The organism is Psychrobacter sp. 1Y10 (assembly GCF_052259005.1).
Lineage (GTDB): Bacteria > Pseudomonadota > Gammaproteobacteria > Pseudomonadales > Moraxellaceae > Psychrobacter > Psychrobacter saeujeotis.
The window spans coordinates 643,831-662,964 of record NZ_JBQQES010000002.1; the positions used below are offsets into that span (position 1 = coordinate 643,831).

Annotated in this window: 14 protein-coding genes; 2 read left to right on the forward strand and 12 right to left on the reverse strand. The window is 41.4% G+C overall.

Going from position 1 to position 19,134, the window contains the following annotated elements; genetic code table 11:
• Nucleotides 1-244 precede the first annotated feature (244 nt).
• From nqrM to ACTXGH_RS05780, 8 genes are all read right to left on the reverse strand, one after another.
• Nucleotides 245-490, reverse strand: coding sequence for a (Na+)-NQR maturation NqrM (nqrM, locus tag ACTXGH_RS05745; RefSeq protein WP_299218936.1), 246 nt, complete (start codon nucleotides 488-490; stop codon nucleotides 245-247).
• Nucleotides 491-609: 119 nt separating this feature from the next.
• The gene (locus tag ACTXGH_RS05750; protein ID WP_439296208.1) at nucleotides 610-1,767 is read right to left on the reverse strand and encodes an FAD:protein FMN transferase; all 1,158 of its coding nucleotides are present in this window, start codon (nucleotides 1,765-1,767) and stop codon (nucleotides 610-612) included.
• A 146-nt stretch (nucleotides 1,768-1,913) separates the two neighbouring features.
• Nucleotides 1,914-3,149 (reverse strand): NADH:ubiquinone reductase (Na(+)-transporting) subunit F, encoded by a 1,236-nt coding sequence (gene nqrF / locus ACTXGH_RS05755; RefSeq protein ID WP_439296209.1) that lies wholly within the window; start codon nucleotides 3,147-3,149, stop codon nucleotides 1,914-1,916.
• 124 nt (nucleotides 3,150-3,273) lie between these two features.
• Nucleotides 3,274-3,882, reverse strand: a complete 609-nt coding sequence (nqrE, locus tag ACTXGH_RS05760) for an NADH:ubiquinone reductase (Na(+)-transporting) subunit E (protein ID WP_299218941.1) — start codon at nucleotides 3,880-3,882, stop codon at nucleotides 3,274-3,276.
• Nucleotides 3,882-4,553: an NADH:ubiquinone reductase (Na(+)-transporting) subunit D gene (locus ACTXGH_RS05765; RefSeq protein ID WP_075103264.1), complete on the reverse strand. Its 672-nt coding sequence runs from the start codon at nucleotides 4,551-4,553 to the stop codon at nucleotides 3,882-3,884. Before ACTXGH_RS05765 ends, nqrE begins: the two co-directional genes overlap by 1 nt.
• 1 nt (nucleotide 4,554) lies before the next feature.
• Nucleotides 4,555-5,469, reverse strand: coding sequence for a Na(+)-translocating NADH-quinone reductase subunit C (locus ACTXGH_RS05770; RefSeq protein ID WP_299218945.1), 915 nt, complete (start codon nucleotides 5,467-5,469; stop codon nucleotides 4,555-4,557).
• On the reverse strand, nucleotides 5,450-6,685 hold the full coding sequence (locus ACTXGH_RS05775) for an NADH:ubiquinone reductase (Na(+)-transporting) subunit B (RefSeq protein WP_299218947.1): 1,236 nt from the start codon (nucleotides 6,683-6,685) through the stop codon (nucleotides 5,450-5,452). The genes ACTXGH_RS05770 and ACTXGH_RS05775 overlap by 20 nt, the downstream gene beginning before the upstream one ends.
• A 5-nt stretch (nucleotides 6,686-6,690) precedes the next feature.
• Nucleotides 6,691-8,043: a Na(+)-translocating NADH-quinone reductase subunit A gene (locus ACTXGH_RS05780; protein ID WP_439263452.1), complete on the reverse strand. Its 1,353-nt coding sequence runs from the start codon at nucleotides 8,041-8,043 to the stop codon at nucleotides 6,691-6,693.
• Nucleotides 8,044-8,908: 865 nt separating this feature from the next.
• Between ACTXGH_RS05780 and hisA the strand changes: the two genes are divergently transcribed.
• Entirely contained in the window at nucleotides 8,909-9,646 is a 738-nt protein-coding gene (gene hisA / locus ACTXGH_RS05785; RefSeq protein WP_439263454.1) for a 1-(5-phosphoribosyl)-5-[(5-phosphoribosylamino)methylideneamino]imidazole-4-carboxamide isomerase, read from the forward strand.
• 72 nt (nucleotides 9,647-9,718) lie between these two features.
• The gene (locus ACTXGH_RS05790) at nucleotides 9,719-11,320 is read left to right on the forward strand and encodes a mechanosensitive ion channel domain-containing protein (protein ID WP_439296210.1); all 1,602 of its coding nucleotides are present in this window, start codon (nucleotides 9,719-9,721) and stop codon (nucleotides 11,318-11,320) included.
• 73 nt (nucleotides 11,321-11,393) lie between these two features.
• On the opposite strand, the gene rnr is transcribed toward ACTXGH_RS05790, so the two are convergent.
• From rnr to thrS, 4 genes are all read right to left on the reverse strand, one after another.
• Nucleotides 11,394-13,661 (reverse strand): ribonuclease R, encoded by a 2,268-nt coding sequence (gene rnr, locus ACTXGH_RS05795; RefSeq protein WP_439263458.1) that lies wholly within the window; start codon nucleotides 13,659-13,661, stop codon nucleotides 11,394-11,396.
• Between the two features lie 123 nt (nucleotides 13,662-13,784).
• On the reverse strand, nucleotides 13,785-15,029 hold the full coding sequence (locus ACTXGH_RS05800; RefSeq protein ID WP_439296211.1) for a toxic anion resistance protein: 1,245 nt from the start codon (nucleotides 15,027-15,029) through the stop codon (nucleotides 13,785-13,787).
• A gap of 335 nt (nucleotides 15,030-15,364) precedes the next feature.
• Nucleotides 15,365-15,886 (reverse strand): translation initiation factor IF-3, encoded by a 522-nt coding sequence (gene infC / locus ACTXGH_RS05805; protein WP_439263464.1) that lies wholly within the window; start codon nucleotides 15,884-15,886, stop codon nucleotides 15,365-15,367.
• A gap of 5 nt (nucleotides 15,887-15,891) precedes the next feature.
• Nucleotides 15,892-17,826, reverse strand: coding sequence for a threonine--tRNA ligase (thrS, locus tag ACTXGH_RS05810; RefSeq protein ID WP_439296212.1), 1,935 nt, complete (start codon nucleotides 17,824-17,826; stop codon nucleotides 15,892-15,894).
• Nucleotides 17,827-19,134: the final 1,308 nt, after the last annotated feature.

The window sequence follows — 19,134 nt, forward strand, 5'->3', positions numbered from 1 at the left end:
AACCAGAGCTTAAAAATACTTGCAGAATGCAAGACTGTGAGCTTATTACCCTGATAATCAGGATAAATACGATATGCGAGTAGTTAATTCAAAAAATTAATAATAAGCGATTTTTATATAAAATGACTCATCAAAGTCTGATGGCATAACTAAAAATAGCGTTAAATCATATTTATATGACCTAACGCTATTATAGGAACAAATGATGGGTAAATACTACCAGCGTATGGTAACCAGCTTTACACTATACCGATTTACCCAGTTGAGCCGCTTTTAGTGCATTCTCTTGTTGTTCTGCGACAATAGAATCGCATTTGTTGGGATCATTGCCACAAAACGAGCAGTTTTCATCACCCATTAATTTAGCAACACCGCCACAAGAGCCTCTAAGCGGCTTTTTTTTGACCATATAACCAATACCCATAAATACAAAAAACAGTATAAATACAGTAAAGGTAATAGCGAGCATAGGAAGCAGTTGGCTAAGCATAGAGGAAACCTCAAGTTTAGAAAATAGAGTTATCTTTAATGATAACTATCTAATAGTATAGCAAATTTTTACGCTTTGCGTTTGTTGTTAATACATTCTCAAAACACTACAACCAAAACTCAAGGCTGCTTATCAGCACGTAATGCTTGCATTGCAGAAGTCTGAACTACTTGCCAATCATCAATACTGTTTAGCGCATCATTATGCTCTACCCCATCAGCCAATACGACAAATAAGGCTGCTATATTTTGCTTTTCAGCAAGGCTTAACGCCTTTTCGTAAGGCATGGCAGTCAGTGCAGTTGCCCAAGCATCGGCAAGTGCAACTGAGTCAGCTGCTACTGTCACCGAAGGAGCACCACCAACAATAGGTTTACCCGTTGTAGGATCGATGGTATGACTATAGTGCTTACCATCAAATATGACGGAGTTGCGATAGTTACCAGAAGTTGCTATATGCATCTGATTATTGGTTTTTAGTGGTTGACGAATAGCCGTAATTGTTTGACGTTCGCTAACAGTACTGCCCTCAATAGGTGCATCAATGGCAATCTGCCACGGCTGCTGCTTATTGTTAACGCCAGAAGTCGCTATTTCTCCACCAATCTCAACCATATAGTTACGGATGTTGTAACGATCTTTGAGAACATCAGCAATGACGTCGACACCGTAACCTTTTGCTACTGCCGAAAAATCCAGACCAATGCCATCTTTGGTCTTATAGAGAGTTTGGTCTTGCTTGACGACGCTATCAAAATCTACCAATGCTTGGGCGGTTGCGATTTCAGTTGCACTTGGCGGACTCTGTAAGCGTTCGACAGTCATAGTACTACCAAACCCCCAAGTATTGATAAGCGGTATAACAGTCGGATCAAATGCTCCGCCAGACTGTGCATAGACTTGTCTTGAGATATCAAGTACGTGACTAAAGTCAGCATCGATTGTAATAGGTGTGTCTTTGCCTAACTGATTAAACTTGGATATAGTAGAATCAACTTGATAGGTCGACATACTGTCATTAATCTGCTGTAAACGCTGATCAATGGCAGCCTGAATATCTGCCTCGATTACCTCTTCTGGTAATTGATAGCTGATATGATAGCTGGTACCCATTGTTTCACCGATTAAATAGTTATAATCAGGCGACTGTTGACAGGCGGTTAGACCAACTATACTCAATGCTGATAACGCAAATAATATAGGATTACTTACCGTCTTTTGATCATTTTGAGACCGGGTAGCGAAAAGATATGTTTGAGGTTTTTCTTTATTAAACATTGTAAATTTATCCAACAGCAAAAATGGATGAAAAAAAAGAGCGCCACTGTTGACGCTCTTTTTTATGTCTTTCATATTGATCATCGAAATAAATATGAGTCAAAATAAAAAACTATTTGCTCAATTGATCATGGTCTTGGGCCAATTTAACCACCGAAATCATCAAGCATGATGTTTTCGTCTTCCACACCTAGGCTGTGTAGCATGTCGATAACCGCCGCGTTCATCATCGGTGGCCCGCACATATAATACTCACAGTCTTCTGGATTAGGATGGTCTTTTAGATATTCTTCTAGTAAGACATTATGGATAAAGCCTGTATAGCCGTCCCAGTTGTCTTCAGGAAGAGGATCCGATAAGGCAACATGCCATTCAAAGTTATCGAACTCTTCTTCTAACTGATCATAGTCTTCAACGTAGAACATCTCACGAATAGAACGTGCACCGTACCAAAAACTAATCTTACGATCAGAGTTCAAACGTTTAAGCTGATCGAAGATATGCGAGCGCATTGGTGCCATACCAGCACCGCCCCCAACAAAAATCATTTCAGCTTCAGTATCTTTGGCAAAGAATTCACCATAAGGACCTGATACGGTCACTTTATCGCCAGGCTTTAAGCTAAACGTCCAAGAAGACATTTTACCTGGTGGTATACCATCTGGACCACGTGGTGGTGGACTTGCGATACGAATGTTGAACTTGATGATACCTTTTTCGTCAGGGTAGTTGGCCATTGAATAAGCACGAATGACAGGTTCATCAACCTTTGACACATATTTGAAAATGCCAAACTTTTCCCAATCTTCTCTATATTCTTCAGCAACATCGAAGTCTTTATAATGTACTTCATGCGGTGGCGCTTCCAACTGTACATAACCACCAGCACGGAAGTTAACTTCTTCGCCTTCTGGAATTTTGAGTACTAGCTCTTTAATAAAGGTTGCAACGTTCTCATTAGAGACAACTTCACATTCCCACTTTTGCACATCAAAAAACTCAGGGTCAATCTCTATTTCCATGTCCTGCTTGACAGATACCTGACAAGCCAAGCGCATGTGATTGCGGATCTCGCCTTGAGTAAAATAGCCTTCTTCGGTGGGCAGAATAGAACCGCCACCTTCAATAACACGGCAGCGACATTGAGCACACGTACCACCACCACCACACGCAGAAGATAAAAATATACCTTCACTAGCAAGGGTTTGCAGTAGTTTTCCGCCTGCTGGAGTCACCACATCATTATCGGGATTATCATTGATATGAATAGTAACATCGCCTGAACTGACCAGTCTTGAGCGTGCTGCCAAAATAATGGCAACAAGACCCATGATGATCAAGGTAAACATAGCAACGCCACCAATCGCCGTAGCATAATCCATGATATGTATCCTTAATCTATGGGGTAGGGGTGCGGGTACATAAATTTGATACTGTACCCGAACACCTACCGAATAAATGAATTAAATATGTCAAATCGCTAAATAGATGTCTAAGCTTAGCGGTTTAAATGGACATGCCACCGAACGACATAAAGCCGAGCGACATAAGGCCAACCGTAATAAAGGTAATGCCAAGACCACGTAATGGTCCCGGAATATCTGAATACTTAAGCTTTTCACGAATACCTGCTAACGCAGTGATCGCAACTGCCCAACCAAAACCTGCACCGACCCCATATACCACTGATTCACTAAAGTTATAGTCACGCTCAACCATAAATAAGACGCCACCTAAGATCGCGCAGTTTACGGTAATGAGCGGTAAGAAGACACCAAGCGCGTTATATAGAGCTGGGACAAACTTGTCCAAAAACATCTCTAGAATCTGTACAGTCGCAGCAATAAGACCGATATAGCTTAGTAGACCTAAGAAACTAAGGTCGATATCGGGAAAGCCTGCCCATGCCAGCGCACCATTTTTTAGAATGAACTGGAACAAAAGGTTATTGAGTGGCACAGTAATCGCCATTACAACAATAACAGCGACTCCAAGGCCTATAGCGGTTGAGACTTTTTTGGACACGGCCAAAAAAGTACACATACCTAAGAAATAGGCGAGCGCCATATTCTCAATAAAGACTGAGGTTATAAATAAACTAATATAATGTCCCATTAGTGACCGCCTCCGTGTGCCATGCCTTTAGACTGTGGCTTCATTACAAATTCGGCTTCTTCAATTTGTTCTGGCTTCCAAAGACGAACGATGGCAATAAATAAACCAATAATGAAGAACGCTGATGGTGGCAACAACAATAGACCATTTGGTAGATACCAACCGCCATCAGTGACTGGTTGTAAGATAGTGATACCAAACCATGTACCTGAACCTAGTAATTCACGAATAGTCGCAACGAACAGTAATACGGCAGAGTAACCAAGACCATTACCGATACCATCTAAAAAGCTTGGTACTGGTGGATTGCTCATAGCAAAGGCCTCAGCACGGCCCATGACGATACAGTTGGTAATAATCAAACCAACGAACACCGATAAGCCTTTACTCACATCATAAGCGACAGCTTTTAGTACCTGATCGACCAAAATAACCAATGAAGCAATAATCGTCATCTGTACAATGATACGAATACTTGATGGGATTTGCTTACGAATAATTGAAATAAAGAAGCTGGAAAAAGCGGTTACCAATGTCAATGCCACACACATTACCAAGGCATTTGACATACTCGTCGTTACCGCTAACGCCGAACAGATACCTAATATCTGTAAGGCGATAGGGTTATTATCAAAAATAGGCGAGGTTAAAATACTTTTTGTGTCAGCCATGTTATGCCTCCTTGCCGTTTGCTACTGGTAGCGCTGCTGCCAGTTCGGTTGTAGGTTGAGCTGTCTGATTGTCTGGTTGTTTTGACTGACTTGCTTTTGTATCAGCGTTATCAATCGTTTGACCACTGTCTTTACGTAAGGTGTCTAGATAAGGTTTATACCCTTGCTCACCTAGCCAAAACTGAATCATATTGCTGACACCGCGGCTAGTTAGCGTTGCACCACTAATACCATCAACCCAGTTTTCTTTTGGATTGCCAGCTTTGGTAACACCTGTTGCTACTTCGCCACTATCGTCATACGAGTGAATGCCCTGCCATTTGGCACGCCATTCTGGCTCTTCAATACGAGCGCCCAATCCTGGCGTTTCTTTATGCTCATAAAAACTGATACCTTTAATAGTATTCATATCGCTTTCAAGCGTCAAGAAACCGTAGATAGTACCCCATAAGCCATAGCCTTGAATCGGTAGGACCACCATCTCAGGCTGACCTGCATCATCACTTTTAACATAGACCTTCGCATACTTAGGTTTACGACCAATACCAGCAGGATCGTTATCACCTAAGTCTTCACTCAATGCCTGATTTTTAGTTGCCTGACTGGCATCGTAAGCATTGCGATCTGGAATACCCGCATCGCTTAAGGCATTGTCGTCAAGATAGTTGCCTTCGTTTAGATCAACGATTTTTACTTCAAAATCCTTAAAGCGTTCGGCAACATCTTTAGCAGTATCAGACTCAGCATCATACATGCCAGCTGCTACTAGAATGTTTTTATTACGATCTAAGCGTGCATTTTCAACTTGTGATGGTTTGAGGCCGACCGCAACTGCTGAAACCAATACAGAACACACCAAGCATAGCGTTAATGCCACACTGATGGTTTTTGCATTATTACTTTTGGGCTTGGACATAACGAACCCTCCGAGCTGTTTGGCGTTTGATATTTGCTTGAGTCACAAAATAATCAAACAATGGAGCAAATAAGTTGGCAAATAAAATGGCGAGCATGATGCCTTCTGGGAAAGCTGGGTTAACTACTCGAATCAGCACTGTCATAAAGCCAATCAAAATACCATACGCCCAGCGGCCATTATTAGTATGTGCAGCTGAGACTGGATCGGTTGCCATAAAGACAGCACCGAAAGCAAAGCCACCAATTACTAAATGCCAATAAAATGGCAAGTTCATCATCAAGTTATCGTCAGAGCCAATCATATTGAAGATAAGAGACGTTGCAATCAGACCAACTACACAACCTGCCATAATGCGCCATGAGGCAATACGCGTCCACAGAAGCACCGCTGCACCCAGCAAAATAGCTAGTGTAGAGACTTCACCGACACTACCTTGGATATTACCAAAAAACGCATCACTCCACGTGATCGCCTGACCATATACGTTGGTAAAATCAGCTGGTGTCACACCAAGGGCAGCAAGACCTAGTGGCGTTGCACCTGAAAATCCATCAACCGCCGTCCACACTGAGTCACCTGATATATAGGCAGGATAGGCAAAGTAAAGAAAAGCACGACCAGATAAGGCAGGGTTCAAGAAGTTCTTACCGGTACCGCCGAACACTTCTTTTGCCACTACCACACCAAAGATGATACCTAAGGCCACTTGCCATAATGGAATATCAGGTGGCATGATTAGCGCATATAGCACAGAAGTGACAAAGAAGCCTTCGTTGACTTCATGCCCGCGCACCACGGCGAAGATGATCTCGCATAAGATACCGACAGCAAAGGTAACAATATAGATTGGTAAGAACTGCATCGCCCCATACACAAAGCAGGCCCAAATACTATCTGGATTGTAGCCTACCATACTAGTGATCATAGTGCGCCAGCCTTCAGGCTGTAACCCTAGTTGTGAGATAGCAGTCAGCGCTTGATGACCGACATTATACATACCCCAAAACATCGCTGGGAACGTACACATCCATACTGTAATCATAATACGCTTGAGGTCGATACCGTCACGTACGTGCGAAGAAGCGTAAGTCGTCGTACCTGGCTGACGTAAAAACGTATCAAACATCTCAAAAATAGCGTAATACTTTTCGTGTTTGCCACCCTTGGTAAAAGACGGCTCCATACGATCGAACATATTGTGTAAAAATTTCATCGTGGTTAGCCCTCCAGCTCAATGCGCGTTAAATTATCACGCAAGATATCACCAAATTCATATTTACCAGGAGATACGAAAGTGCATAATCCAACATCTTCTTCATCCAGTTCAAGCACGCCCAAATCAACCGCAGACACGATGTCTTCAACGATCAAAGCGCGTAACAACTGTGTGGGTAAGTAGTCTTGTGGCATAACCTCTTCATAAATCCCGATAGGCACCATCGCTCGCGGCGAACCATTACTTGTGGTAGTAAAGTTGTACTTTTTGCCACCGAAAAACTGCGAGATATAAATGGGAAGCTTAGAGAAGCGGTTTTTACCTGGACTAAAGAAGTGAAATGCTGGCCGTTCACGGCCTTCAGGTAATACACTAACTTGATTGTGGAAACGACCAAGATAAGCCACATTATCGAACAACTTACGTCCAGAAAGTACCGACCCTGAGATGATACGATTCTCGCCTGCCATCAATTGACCTTTTGTCAATGCGGTCATATCAGCACCGCGCTCAGTCGCAACCAAGTGTGGGTCCTTAACTGCAGGACCTGCAAGGCTTAACAGACGACGCGTATATAAGCGACCCGTCGTAAAGAGTTTACCAATCGCAATCACATCTTGATAACCGATCGTCCAGACAGTTACGCCGCGGCTGATGGGATGTAAAAAGTGAATATGCGTACCAGCAAGACCAGCTGGATGCTTGCCTGCAAAGCTATGATACTCAGTGACATTATTAGCCGCAGTCTTTGCAACTGGTGGCAGCTTAGCGTCACCATGATGACAGACAAAAGTTCTTGGGCTGAGTGTAGACAATACAGCCAGTCCGTCATTGAACGCTTGCAGCTCTTCATTAATCAGTAGCATTGGGTCGAACGCTAATGGATTAGTATCCATCGCGGTGACAAAGATAGCGTGCGGACGTGCACCGATTTCAGGAGCACGGCTATAGGGACGTGTGCGAAATGCAGTCCATTCACCAGACGCAAGCAATTGGGTTTCAACGGCTTCCGAGTCTAAGTCAGCAAGTTGCTGGGAGTCATAGCGCTGAAACTCTACTTCTTCACCGTTTGGGTCAACCTCAATGACAAGACTTTCAAAGACACGACGCTCGCCACGTTTAATGGCAATAACTTTACCAGCTGCAGGGGCCGTGTATATAACACCAACTCGTTTTTTGTCTTCAAAAACAGGTTGACCTTTAGCTACAACGTCACCTTCTGTGACGTTCATCGTAGGTTTCATGCCTACGTAATCGTAACCAATAAGTGCCACATGTGCTGGTCTGTGCTCTGATATCTCGCGGGAGGGCTCACCTGTGATGGGCAAATCCAAACCTTTCTTGATGGTAATCATAAGCGAAAACTTAGTCCATAGTCTAAAACGATACCAGACGTCCTGTTTGGTACGACAGCAGTATTCCAAAAGCATTATGACAGACCATCATGCAGCAGCAGCCTAGGGCGGAGCTGTGATTGAGTGCCTTAAACAGAACGCTTAAGTATTACTGCAAGTAAGAGTATTAACGCTGACCTTAGACTCCTTAACAACACGTTAACGTCTTATTCGAATTACCAAAGTGGCGACCGGCTACCAAGATGCATCATAAGTCTATCAAATAAAAGTAAACCTCTAAAACCAACTGCTTAGAGTGAGCACTTTAAAATATAGATGAACCTACAATACGTTTTATTGAAATTTATAACATTGTAATACTAGTATCATGTGATTGAGTCTAAAACAGAAAAAACTCTCAGACGCAATATATGATAAGTTGATTAAAAACAAACCGATTAACGGAGGAGGATACAATTTTAAATCATACCCATCTATCGAAAATCAGGCTGTCATATCTTTATAGTTATGTCCTATTATAGCCAAACACGATCAATCTATGTAAAAGCTCAATAGGCATTGCTAAGATATAGAAACAAATACAAATTTACCTAGGATTATACGCTAAATTAACCTAAAATTGCCAGTTAGTAATTGAATTTATCTAATTGTAGTACCTAATTTAGCGGTCGAAACTTATAGTTATCAATCATCAAAAATACTCAGACGACTATAATAGTTTTAACTTAAAATATAAACTAAAGTTGTTCTTAGAGACAAATATTTGGTTAAGTGCATACTTTATAGTATTTTCTTCCTAATTATCAATTATTGTTGTTTCTGTTGTACTTTCGCTATCCATAAAACGTTTTATAAGGAGTACTATATGTGTGCTGCGCCTGTAATTATCCCTGCTATCGATCTAAAAGATGGCAAATGTGTACGCTTAAAACAAGGTCGTATGGAGGATGATACCGTATTCTCTGACAATCCTGTGGCTGTAGCGGGTCGCTGGGTAAAAGAGGGAGCACGGCGTTTGCATCTGGTTGATCTCAATGGCGCATTTGATGGCGTACCAGTTCACAGGCAAGTGGTCAACGATATCGCCAAAGCCTACCCAAACTTGCCTATTCAATTGGGTGGCGGCGTACGTAATATGCACACCATTGAACAATATATCACAGCAGGTCTCACCTATATTATTATAGGAACCAAAGCGGTTGAAGAACCTGATTTTGTGACGGAGGCTTGCCGTGAGTTTGCCGGGCATATTATCGTTGGTATTGATGCTAAAGACGGTATGGTGGCCACTCATGGCTGGGCGAATGTCACGGACACCAAAGCGACCGAGCTTGCCCGCCGCTTTGCTGACGTCGGTGTATCATCCATCGTTTATACTGATATTGCTCGTGATGGTATGATGCAAGGGGTCAACGTCGATCAAACGGTCAACCTTGCACGTGAAGGCGGTTTGCCCGTTATAGCGTCGGGCGGTGTCACTGATATGCAAGATATCGAGCTATTAAAGCCTTATGGCGATTGTATTGAAGGGATTATTACAGGGCGGGCGATTTACGAGGGCACACTGGATCTTGGAGAGGCACAAAGCTATCTAGACAGTTAATAGTTTATACATAGGGTTGTCTGTATTGTCTACAAAGACTATGGTTGTTCATTACCTTCAACAAGGATACTTATGATAGCTATTTTTGACTATCTATCTTTACGCAGATACTTGCCAGTTATAGGTCAGCTGTTATTATTAATAAGTATCTTTTATGGCTCTCCTGTTCACGCGGCTAGCGAAGAGTTAACAAGCGTAGCAGCCGCAGCAGGCATAGATAACAGTACTTTACTAAATTTAGAGGCAGAGTCTGAGACAGAAGCGGAACGTGATACATCAGCACTCATAGATGCGCCGCCAGTCATTAGTGGGGAAAGTACCAATAATGCTCAAATTGAAACCACGCCCACTTTGCAAAAAGACAATGAGATCCGTCAACGTATTAACGGTATTTTCTCTGAGATTGATGGTTTACAAGCTGTCGATGTGAGCGTTACTCAAGGTGTCGTCACCTTAGGTGGAGAGACCCCTAATGAAAAAAAGGCGCAACAAGCGATCAATTTAACCAATCGTCTAACAGATGTAGTAACGGTTGAAGACAATATTAATCGAACGCTCGATGTGCAAGACAATGTGTCAACAGTATATCAAGGACTGAAGACTCAAGGTATAAACCTAATCAAAGCCACTCCATTGCTGTTAGTCGGTATTGTATTATTTGGCTTGGTGGCATGGTTTGGTAGCTGGCTATCTAAACGACAAAAAATGTGGCAGCGTCTTACTCCCAATCCTTTTGTAGCTGAGTTACTGGCGCAAACTATTAAAGTAATCTTTATCATCTTTGGTTTGATATTGGCCTTGAGCCTGATAGGTGCTGAGACCATCTTAGGTACGCTTCTTGGCGGGGCAGGGGTCATCGGTATCGCTGTTGGTTTCGCAGTCAAAGATACTATTGAGAACTATATAGCCTCTTTAATGCTCAGTATTCGCCAGCCATTTCGTGCCCGCGACCAAGTCGTAATCAATGGTCAAGAAGGTATCGTGGTGCGTCTGACCTCAAGAGCAACGATTTTAATGACGCTAGATGGTAATCAGCTGCGTATTCCTAACGCTGAAGTCTTCAAAGGTACGATTTTAAATTACACCAAAAACCCTGAGCGCCGTTTTACCTTCGAGCTGGGTGTAGATGCCAATGACGATCCACTCGCAGCGATTAAAGTCGGACTTGATGCGATATACAAATTAGACTTTGTGTTGGATGAGCCTAGAGCTATTGCTATCATAGCCAACGTTGGTGACTCTAATATTATTCTTGAATTTCAAGTATGGGTGGATCAGTCAGAAACTGATTTTGCAAAAGCCCGTAGTATTGCTATTCGTGAAACCAAACACGCTTTAGAAAACGAAGGTTTTAGCTTGCCTGAACCTATTTATCGTTTACGTTTCAACGATAAGTTGGAAACAGCCTTTGAGCATATGCAAGAGAGTAGAAGTAAAACAGGCTCTGAGATGACTGTCACACCGCTAACTTCTGGTGCAGAAAACCAGCAGACCAAAGATGACAAGGATAAACAGCAAGCAAAGGCGCGTGCAAAGCAAATTTTGGATGGGCGCGACAGCAAAGATGTATTTGATGCCCGTCCTGATGAAAAACTTATGCAAAAAGTTGAGCAGGAAATTGCAGAGAATTCTGATGAGACTGATCTATTGAATAACAATAGCCCACAAGAATAAGCTGTATGTATAAACGTAAAAAAGGCTAAAGATGACTTTAGCCTTTTTTGTTATTTTAGTATTTTGTCTAAACCTAGCTCTTTTTATTTGAACCTTTGCGGCTTCGGCCATTACTTTTCTTGGCGGCGCTTTTTTTCGTTTGATCTTTTTTTGTTTGATTCATCTCGCTAGCTTGTATCTTCGCTTTCAAGTCAAAATCAATCTGCAGCAGATCCATATTGACACCAGCAACTTGTACTTTGACCAAATCACCAAGACCAAACAAGGTGCCTTTATCTTTACCAATGAGCTGTTGTTGGTGCTCATCATAGACAAAGAAGTCATCACCAACGTTTGAGATATGAACCAGACCATCAATATATAGGTCAGTCAATGTCACAAATAAACCAAAGCTTGTGACGGTTGTAACGACACCATCAAACTCTTCACCAACATGATCTTTCATATAATGACATTTTAGCCAAGACTCTACAAAACGTGATGCCTTTTCAGCACGGCGCTCAGTATCTGAGGTTTGTGTGCCTGCGCCATCAAGAGAGAAATCCATAACAGGCTGTTTACTATTGGTTACCTTGGCTTTAATCGCACGATGTAACATCAGGTCCGGATAACGACGAATCGGTGAGGTAAAGTGACTATACTCATCATATGCCAGACCAAAGTGACCAATGTTATCGGGCGCATAGTTAGCCTGCATCATTGAGCGCAGCAGCATACTATGAATACTGATTGCATCTGGACGATCTTTTGTCGCTTCAATAATACGCTGATAGTCGGCCTGCGTTGGATTCTCTTCAGGGAAACTTAAACCAAAGTTCTTTGCATATTCGTGAATACGCATTGATTTTTCGCTGTCAGGATTGTCATGGTTACGGTATAAAACAGGCAACTCATTTTTTAGCGCAAAGTTTGCTGCACAAGTATTGGCAAGCAACATACACTCTTCAATAAGCTTATGAGCATCACCGCGAGTACGTGGTAAGATGTCCGCGATACCGCCTTCTTCGTTGAACTTTATATAAGTCTCAACGGTTTCAAACTCCATTGCATGACGATCTTCACGCTTTTTGATAAGCAACCCATACAATTGATGAAGCGTATCGACAGACTTTTTGACGTCTTTATTACCTGTTAAAGATTCAGGGACACTCTTATCTTTTGGATTAGCAAAATAATCATTTACCTGATTGTAGGTTAGACGTGCCTGTGAATGCATAACACCAGGATAAAACTCGTAACCTGTGATCTTGCCTGCACGTGATATTTTAATATCAGCAACCATACAGAGACGATCCACTGAAGGGTTTAACGAACATAAACCATTCGACAATACTTCAGGTAACATAGGAATCACACGGTGCGGAAAATAAACCGACGTGCCACGCTCATAGGCGTCTTGATCTAGTGGAGAGTTTGGTGTCACATAATGGCTGACATCAGCAATAGCGACCAACACTCGATAGTTCCCGCCTGAGCGTTTTTCAGCAAATACTGCATCATCGAAGTCACGCGCATCTTCACCATCAATAGTGATTAATGGTAGGTCACGTAAGTCCGTACGACCTTTAAAGTCCTTCTTACTAGGCTCTCTATAGTCATTGGCTTGTTTGAGCGCTTCTGCACTGAATTCAGAGGGTATATCGTAATTGAGTAGAGTAGTTTCAATGATAAGTTCACGGTCATTGTCGTCACTCAGCACCTCTGTAATCTTACCTGTAGCAAACTCGTGCTGATTGGGCCAGTCAATGACATCAACTTTCACCGGATCGCCTTGTTTGGCACCTACCGCTTGTATATTATCATCAGTGACGGTGATTGGTTGATGGTTGTTTGGGCTGCCAAGCTCAACACAATAACCATCTTCATCACGAGTAAGCGTACCAATAAACTGATTTTGATGACGTTCAGTCACATCAACGATACGACCTTCGGTACGACCACGGTTATCTGTTGTGGTGCCGACAGCATCGACCATGTCACCGTTAAATACCCAGCGCATTTGTTTTTCATGTAAAAACAAATCTGGCATATCTTCTAGTACCACAAAACCAAAGCCTTTTGGATGAGCAGATACCGTACCAGTAACCACATCTTGTTGCGTGACTGCACGAAAGCGATAAGGGCGTCCTTCACGATTTACTTGTCCATCACGAGCCATGGCTTTGAGACGATTGCCTAATGCGTCAAACTGGTCAGGATCATTGATGTCAAAAGCTTTTGCCAGCTGTTGATGTGTCGGTTCATCGTTTTCAGCGATCGTACGTAGTATCAGCTCACGACTAGGGATAGGATTGTCATATTTCTGTGCCTCACTTGAGGCGTTTGGATCATTCCAACTCATAAATTACCGTATCTATTTTTAAAATTATTAATAATGGCTATCTTAACACGAACGACGCTTTAATACCCGACGTCAATGAGGTTATATCTATTCGATAGCTGACTGTTTGGGTAGACTGTTTAATCAAATATCGATGTCAGTAGTACCAGATTGGTTTGCAATCTTTTTACTGTCTAACTCTTTTGATACTTCAATTACAGTCGTTTGATTAGATTTATCTAAATACTTTTGTGCTTTATCCACTTCACTCGTTAAGGTATTGACCGTTTGCTTCATGCTCTCTAAAGCTTCAACTTTATAATTACTAATCATATCCATCGTATCATAGACATTATTGAAGGCGTTTTGCAGTTTATCAAGCTCAATAGTACTACTGGTTGCTTGTTCATGAATTTCACCAGATTGACGTTTGAGCATCGCTGAGGTTGACTCAATCAAACTACTGGTCGTTTTGTTCAATGCCGTGATCTGATCTAAGACCAGTTTTTGATTGGTCATAGCTTGTGCAACCACGACGGCTGTCCGTAATGCAGAAATAGTCGTTGTAGTAGCGCGATCCACACCTTTAATAAGTTCCAAATTATTTTTACGAATGGTATCTAATGCCAAATAGCCTTGTACGTTAACAGCCAGCTGTGTCAAAAAGTCAGTGTTTTTTTGGCGTACGTAAAACAGCATCTCTTCTTTTATGATGCGGGCCTTTTCAGGGTCAGTCGCTTCTAAAGAATAGACTTTTTGCTCAAGCTGCTCATCAATCTTTTTGCCGACGTAGATATACTGGCGAATGGATTGCATCAAATCCCACATATTGACTTTTTCTTGCTCGATCATCGCATTGTCTTTGAGCAGCTCATCCTTACCATTATAAAGACTGGTCACCACCGCGTTAATATGCGACTGTGCGGATTCATATTGACGAAAATAATCTTGAACTTTATTGCCAAACGGTATGATGCCGAACAGCTTGCGCGAATTGGTCAACTCTTTTTTGCTTGGGTCCAAGTCTTCTACGATACCGCGTAATTCAGTCAATGATTTGGCAATTGGTGAATTATCAAATAGGCTATCATTGATACTCTTAGCAGGAAGTTCTAACATTCGGTTAGACACTTGAGCCGACTCACGAATCTCTTTAGTACCTAAGTTATGAATGGATTGTAAGTTTTCTTGAAAGTCAGGTCCATTTACTGGATTGGTAATGACATGATCTACAAAAGCATCGACTTTAGCATCAAGCTCTGGAATCTGACTTTTATCCAGCTTAACCATCTGATCCGCTTCGCTTTTTTCCACCTCTTTTACAGGGTCAGGTGGCGTCAAAGAGATACTTGGCGTATTCGTATTTTCTGGCGGTGTAAGTTCTTGCATAAGTGTTCCTGTCAATAAATGATAGATTAAAATGTTTGAATTATTCAATGATGTTAGGTAACGTTTAGTCTGCTAGTTCAAGCAAGTAGCATAATTGCTAAAGATCTATTAATTGACTTATGGTTATTAAATGATCATTAATAGGAAATACAAAGTAGATTTTAAGATTATCGTATAATCAGGAAGCCATGAAGATAGACTTTGTAAAACTATATGGTGGTTAGTATAGTAAAATTACAATGTGTAATAGTAAAAAACCATCAATATCCCGCAGCATATTGATGGTCAAAAACAAAGATAAGTAAATATGGCAAACTTATGCGTTTACGGTTCAGTTATTTTTTCTTAGTAGGGCCAAGCAACATACCCATTTGTCGGCCTTCCATCTTTGGATACTGCTCGACGTTAGAGATCTCAGCCGTATCTTCGATAATGCGCTCAAGTTGTTTACGACCAATATCTTGGTGCGCCATTTCACGTCCACGGAAACGAATGCTCACTTTAACCTTGTCTTGATCTTCTAAAAAGCTGACGATTTTTTTCAGTTTTACCTGATAATCAGCTTCTTCAGTACTCGGACGCAGCTTCATCTCTTTAAGCTGAGTTTGCTTTTGGTTCTTTTTAGCCTCTTTCGCTTTTTGCTTTTGATCATAGAGGAAATGCTTATAATCCATGATTTTGCATACTGGCGGCTTGGCATCGGGCACTAATTCAACTAAGTCTAGGTTTTCATCACGTGCCGCTTTCATCGCGGTATCGATATCGACCACGCCCATTTGTTCGCCGTCCTCTCTGACAAGACGAACTTCTTTAACACTGATATCTTCATTGGTGTTTAGACGGTTGGACTGTTTAATAGGTATTACTCCTGATCTGTTTTTTGATTCTGACGGCCTTTTTTGGCAACGGCAGTCTGTACTAAGGTAATAAATTCAGAGACAGTCATCACGCCTAAATTCTCACCTTCGCGAGTGCGGACGTTAACGCTGCCTGTTTCAACTTCTTTATCCCCTAATACTAGCATATAGGGAATACGTTCTAATGTTTTCTCTCGTATCTTAAATCCAATCTTTTCGTTACGCAAGTCACTAACCGCACGTAAACCTGCATTTTTTAGCTCACTAACGACATTTTCACAGCTTTCTGCCTGTTTATCGGTAATATTCATCACTGCCACTTGCTGCGGGGCTAGCCAAACCGGCATCCACCCAGCATAGTTTTCGATCAAAATACCTATAAAGCGCTCAAACGAGCCAAGAATAGCACGGTGCAACATAATAGGCACTTCACGCTCGTTTTGTTCATTGACGAATTCAGCGTCTAAGCGCTCAGGCATATTAGGATCGACTTGAATAGTACCGCACTGCCATACTCGTCCCAAGCTGTCTTTGAGACTAAACTCAATCTTCGGACCATAGAATGCACCTTCACCAGGCAGGTATTCCCAGTCGAGACCTGAGCTATCTAGTGCATCAGCGAGCGCTTTTTCAGCAAAATCCCAAGACTCTTCACTACCGACGCGTTTTTCTGGACGCGTTGAAAGTTTCATAATAATGTTATCAAAACCAAAGTCTTCATAGACAGCAAGAGTAAGCTTAATAAAGTCAGCCACTTCCTGCTGAATTTGCGCTTGTGTGCAGAAGATGTGTGCATCATCTTGAGTGAAACCGCGCACACGCATCAAACCATGTAGCGAACCTGACGGCTCATTACGGTGACATGAACCAAATTCTGCCATACGCAGTGGCAACTCGCGGTAAGATTTCAAACCTTGATTAAACACTTGTACATGACAAGGGCAGTTCATTGGTTTTACCGCATAATCACGATTTTCACTCGATGTGGTAAACATATTGGTTGCATAGTTACCCCAATGTCCAGAACGCTCCCACAAGCTGCGATCAACGATTTGCGGTGTTTTGATTTCTTCATAACCATTATCATATTGTACTTTACGCATATATTGTTCAAGTACTTGGTAAATCGTCCAACCATTGGCATGCCAAAATACCATACCCGGTGCTTGCTCTTGCATGTGGAATAGATTGAGTGCTTTACCAATCTTACGATGGTCACGCTTTTCAGCTTCCTCAATACGTTGAATGTAAGCTTTTAGATCTTTTTTATCAGACCATGCGGTACCGTAAATACGTTGTAGTTGCTCGTTCTTAGCATCACCGCGCCAATAAGCGCCACTCATCTTGGTTAATTTAAAGACCTTTAGGAAGCGGGTATTTGGCACGTGCGGGCCACGGCACATATCGACGTATTCTTGATGATGATAGAGACCGAAAGCTTCTTCGCCTGGCATATCATTGATTAGTTTAAGCTTATAATCTTCGCCGCGCTCTTCAAATATCTTGATTACTTCATCACGTGGCGTTATCTTCTTTATAACGTCGTAGTCTTGCTTAATCAGCTGCATCATACGCTTTTCTATCGCTTGCATATGCTCAGGTGTGAACGGTGTCTCACTATAGATATCATAATAAAAACCATCATCAATGACAGGACCGATAACCATCTTTACATCAGGATAAAGTTGTTTGACCGCATGACCGAGTAGATGCGCGCATGAATGACGAATAATATCGACACCATCAGCATCTCTTGGGGTAACAATCTCAACCTTTGCGTCATGAGCGATAGGATCAGAAGCATCAACTAAATGTCCATCTACACGTCCGGCGACTGTAGCCTTAGCAAGACCTGCCCCAATGCTTTTTGCCACTTCCATGACTGTAGTATTGCCTTCGAAGTCTTTTACGCTTCCATCGGGCAAAGTAATCGCTACCATAATCTGTTCACCTGTTTTAGGTCCGTTAGCAGTGATGATTGCAACTATCAATCATATGACCGTAAGACCAAATAAATTATATACGTTAGATGTGATACATCAAAAGAGACAGACATTACCCAAGACACTTAACATATCGGCGATCGTCTAAATGTTCATTCAATCTGCTATCTATATCAAGAGCACAATGATAATACTACATCGTTAAACACAGCCAAATGCTTCTTATATAGTGTTGATTAATCATGCAGGATAAGTAATGCCATAAAGGCGACTACTATAACAAAAACCATCTATAAACACTAGATAGCAAGGGATAACAACATATCTAGCATAGATATAGCTTTAAAAGAGCCGGCCAACTGCATCCAAGAATAATAGATATAGCTTTAAAAGAGCCGGCCAACTGCATCCAAGAATATAAGTCATCTCTACCCTTTAGTAGCAGCTTTTTAGTAGCAGCTTTTCGATCTAAGAGAATTAGTAAATAATATCTACTATATTATAAGCAGTATCTATATATAAGGACTACCTTCACTTATATCAATAAGGCAACCTTAAGCGTGAATAAGCAAAAAAGATGCTTAGAGACATTAAAATTAGCAAAAAGTAAGATTTCAACAAGAGTGATTCAACCAGTTTTGGAGAACTATCAACAGTTTTCATGTTGTATAAAAATAATAAAAGACTCTTACTTTTCTAACTTGTTGAAAAATATATATTATTTGAAACCCTTTATAATTAATTAAAAAACATCTATAAAAACAGTTGACACTGAATATAAAGTATCTATAATACGCCCCACAGCAAAGGAAGCGCAGCGAAACTAGTGGATATACTCACTATTAACGAGGCAGCTAACTTACTGAATTATTAGTAAATAAAAGCTTGACACTGTATCAATGAATGCTACAATAGATAGCTTACCAGTTAGAACGAATGTATTGTTTTAGTGATAATTGGTTATAGAATTTACAAACGCTTCAACTGGACGACAGTGAAGGGACATTATTTAAAAGCAAAACTAAAGAACAACTTGTGTGGATTTTTGCTGAGTTAGAATGCTAAAAATAAAGTTGGTTTTGACTTCTTTTCGGGGTCAGCACTAACTATAAAAATTATCATTTAATCAGCAAGAAAACTCAAAGTTAATTCATTACGAACATATACGAAGAGCGTAATTGCCAGATTAAATGAGCCAAGATTAGAAGTCATCTTACTATTTATAGTAAAGACTTCAAGCAAGATTAAACTGAAGAGTTTGATCATGGCTCAGATTGAACGCTGGCGGCAGGCTTAACACATGCA

Coding starts and splice junctions, on each gene's coding strand:
- nqrM (WP_299218936.1), bottom strand. CDS start 490: ATGCTTAGCCAACTGCTTCCTATGCTCGCTATTACCTTTACTGTATTT.
- ACTXGH_RS05750 (WP_439296208.1), bottom strand. CDS start 1,767: ATGTTTAATAAAGAAAAACCTCAAACATATCTTTTCGCTACCCGGTCT.
- nqrF (WP_439296209.1), bottom strand. CDS start 3,149: ATGGATTATGCTACGGCGATTGGTGGCGTTGCTATGTTTACCTTGATC.
- nqrE (WP_299218941.1), bottom strand. CDS start 3,882: ATGGGACATTATATTAGTTTATTTATAACCTCAGTCTTTATTGAGAAT.
- ACTXGH_RS05765 (WP_075103264.1), bottom strand. CDS start 4,553: ATGGCTGACACAAAAAGTATTTTAACCTCGCCTATTTTTGATAATAAC.
- ACTXGH_RS05770 (WP_299218945.1), bottom strand. CDS start 5,469: ATGTCCAAGCCCAAAAGTAATAATGCAAAAACCATCAGTGTGGCATTA.
- ACTXGH_RS05775 (WP_299218947.1), bottom strand. CDS start 6,685: ATGAAATTTTTACACAATATGTTCGATCGTATGGAGCCGTCTTTTACC.
- ACTXGH_RS05780 (WP_439263452.1), bottom strand. CDS start 8,043: ATGATTACCATCAAGAAAGGTTTGGATTTGCCCATCACAGGTGAGCCC.
- hisA (WP_439263454.1), top strand. CDS start 8,909: ATGTGTGCTGCGCCTGTAATTATCCCTGCTATCGATCTAAAAGATGGC.
- ACTXGH_RS05790 (WP_439296210.1), top strand. CDS start 9,719: ATGATAGCTATTTTTGACTATCTATCTTTACGCAGATACTTGCCAGTT.
- rnr (WP_439263458.1), bottom strand. CDS start 13,661: ATGAGTTGGAATGATCCAAACGCCTCAAGTGAGGCACAGAAATATGAC.
- ACTXGH_RS05800 (WP_439296211.1), bottom strand. CDS start 15,029: ATGCAAGAACTTACACCGCCAGAAAATACGAATACGCCAAGTATCTCT.
- thrS (WP_439296212.1), bottom strand. CDS start 17,826: ATGGTAGCGATTACTTTGCCCGATGGAAGCGTAAAAGACTTCGAAGGC.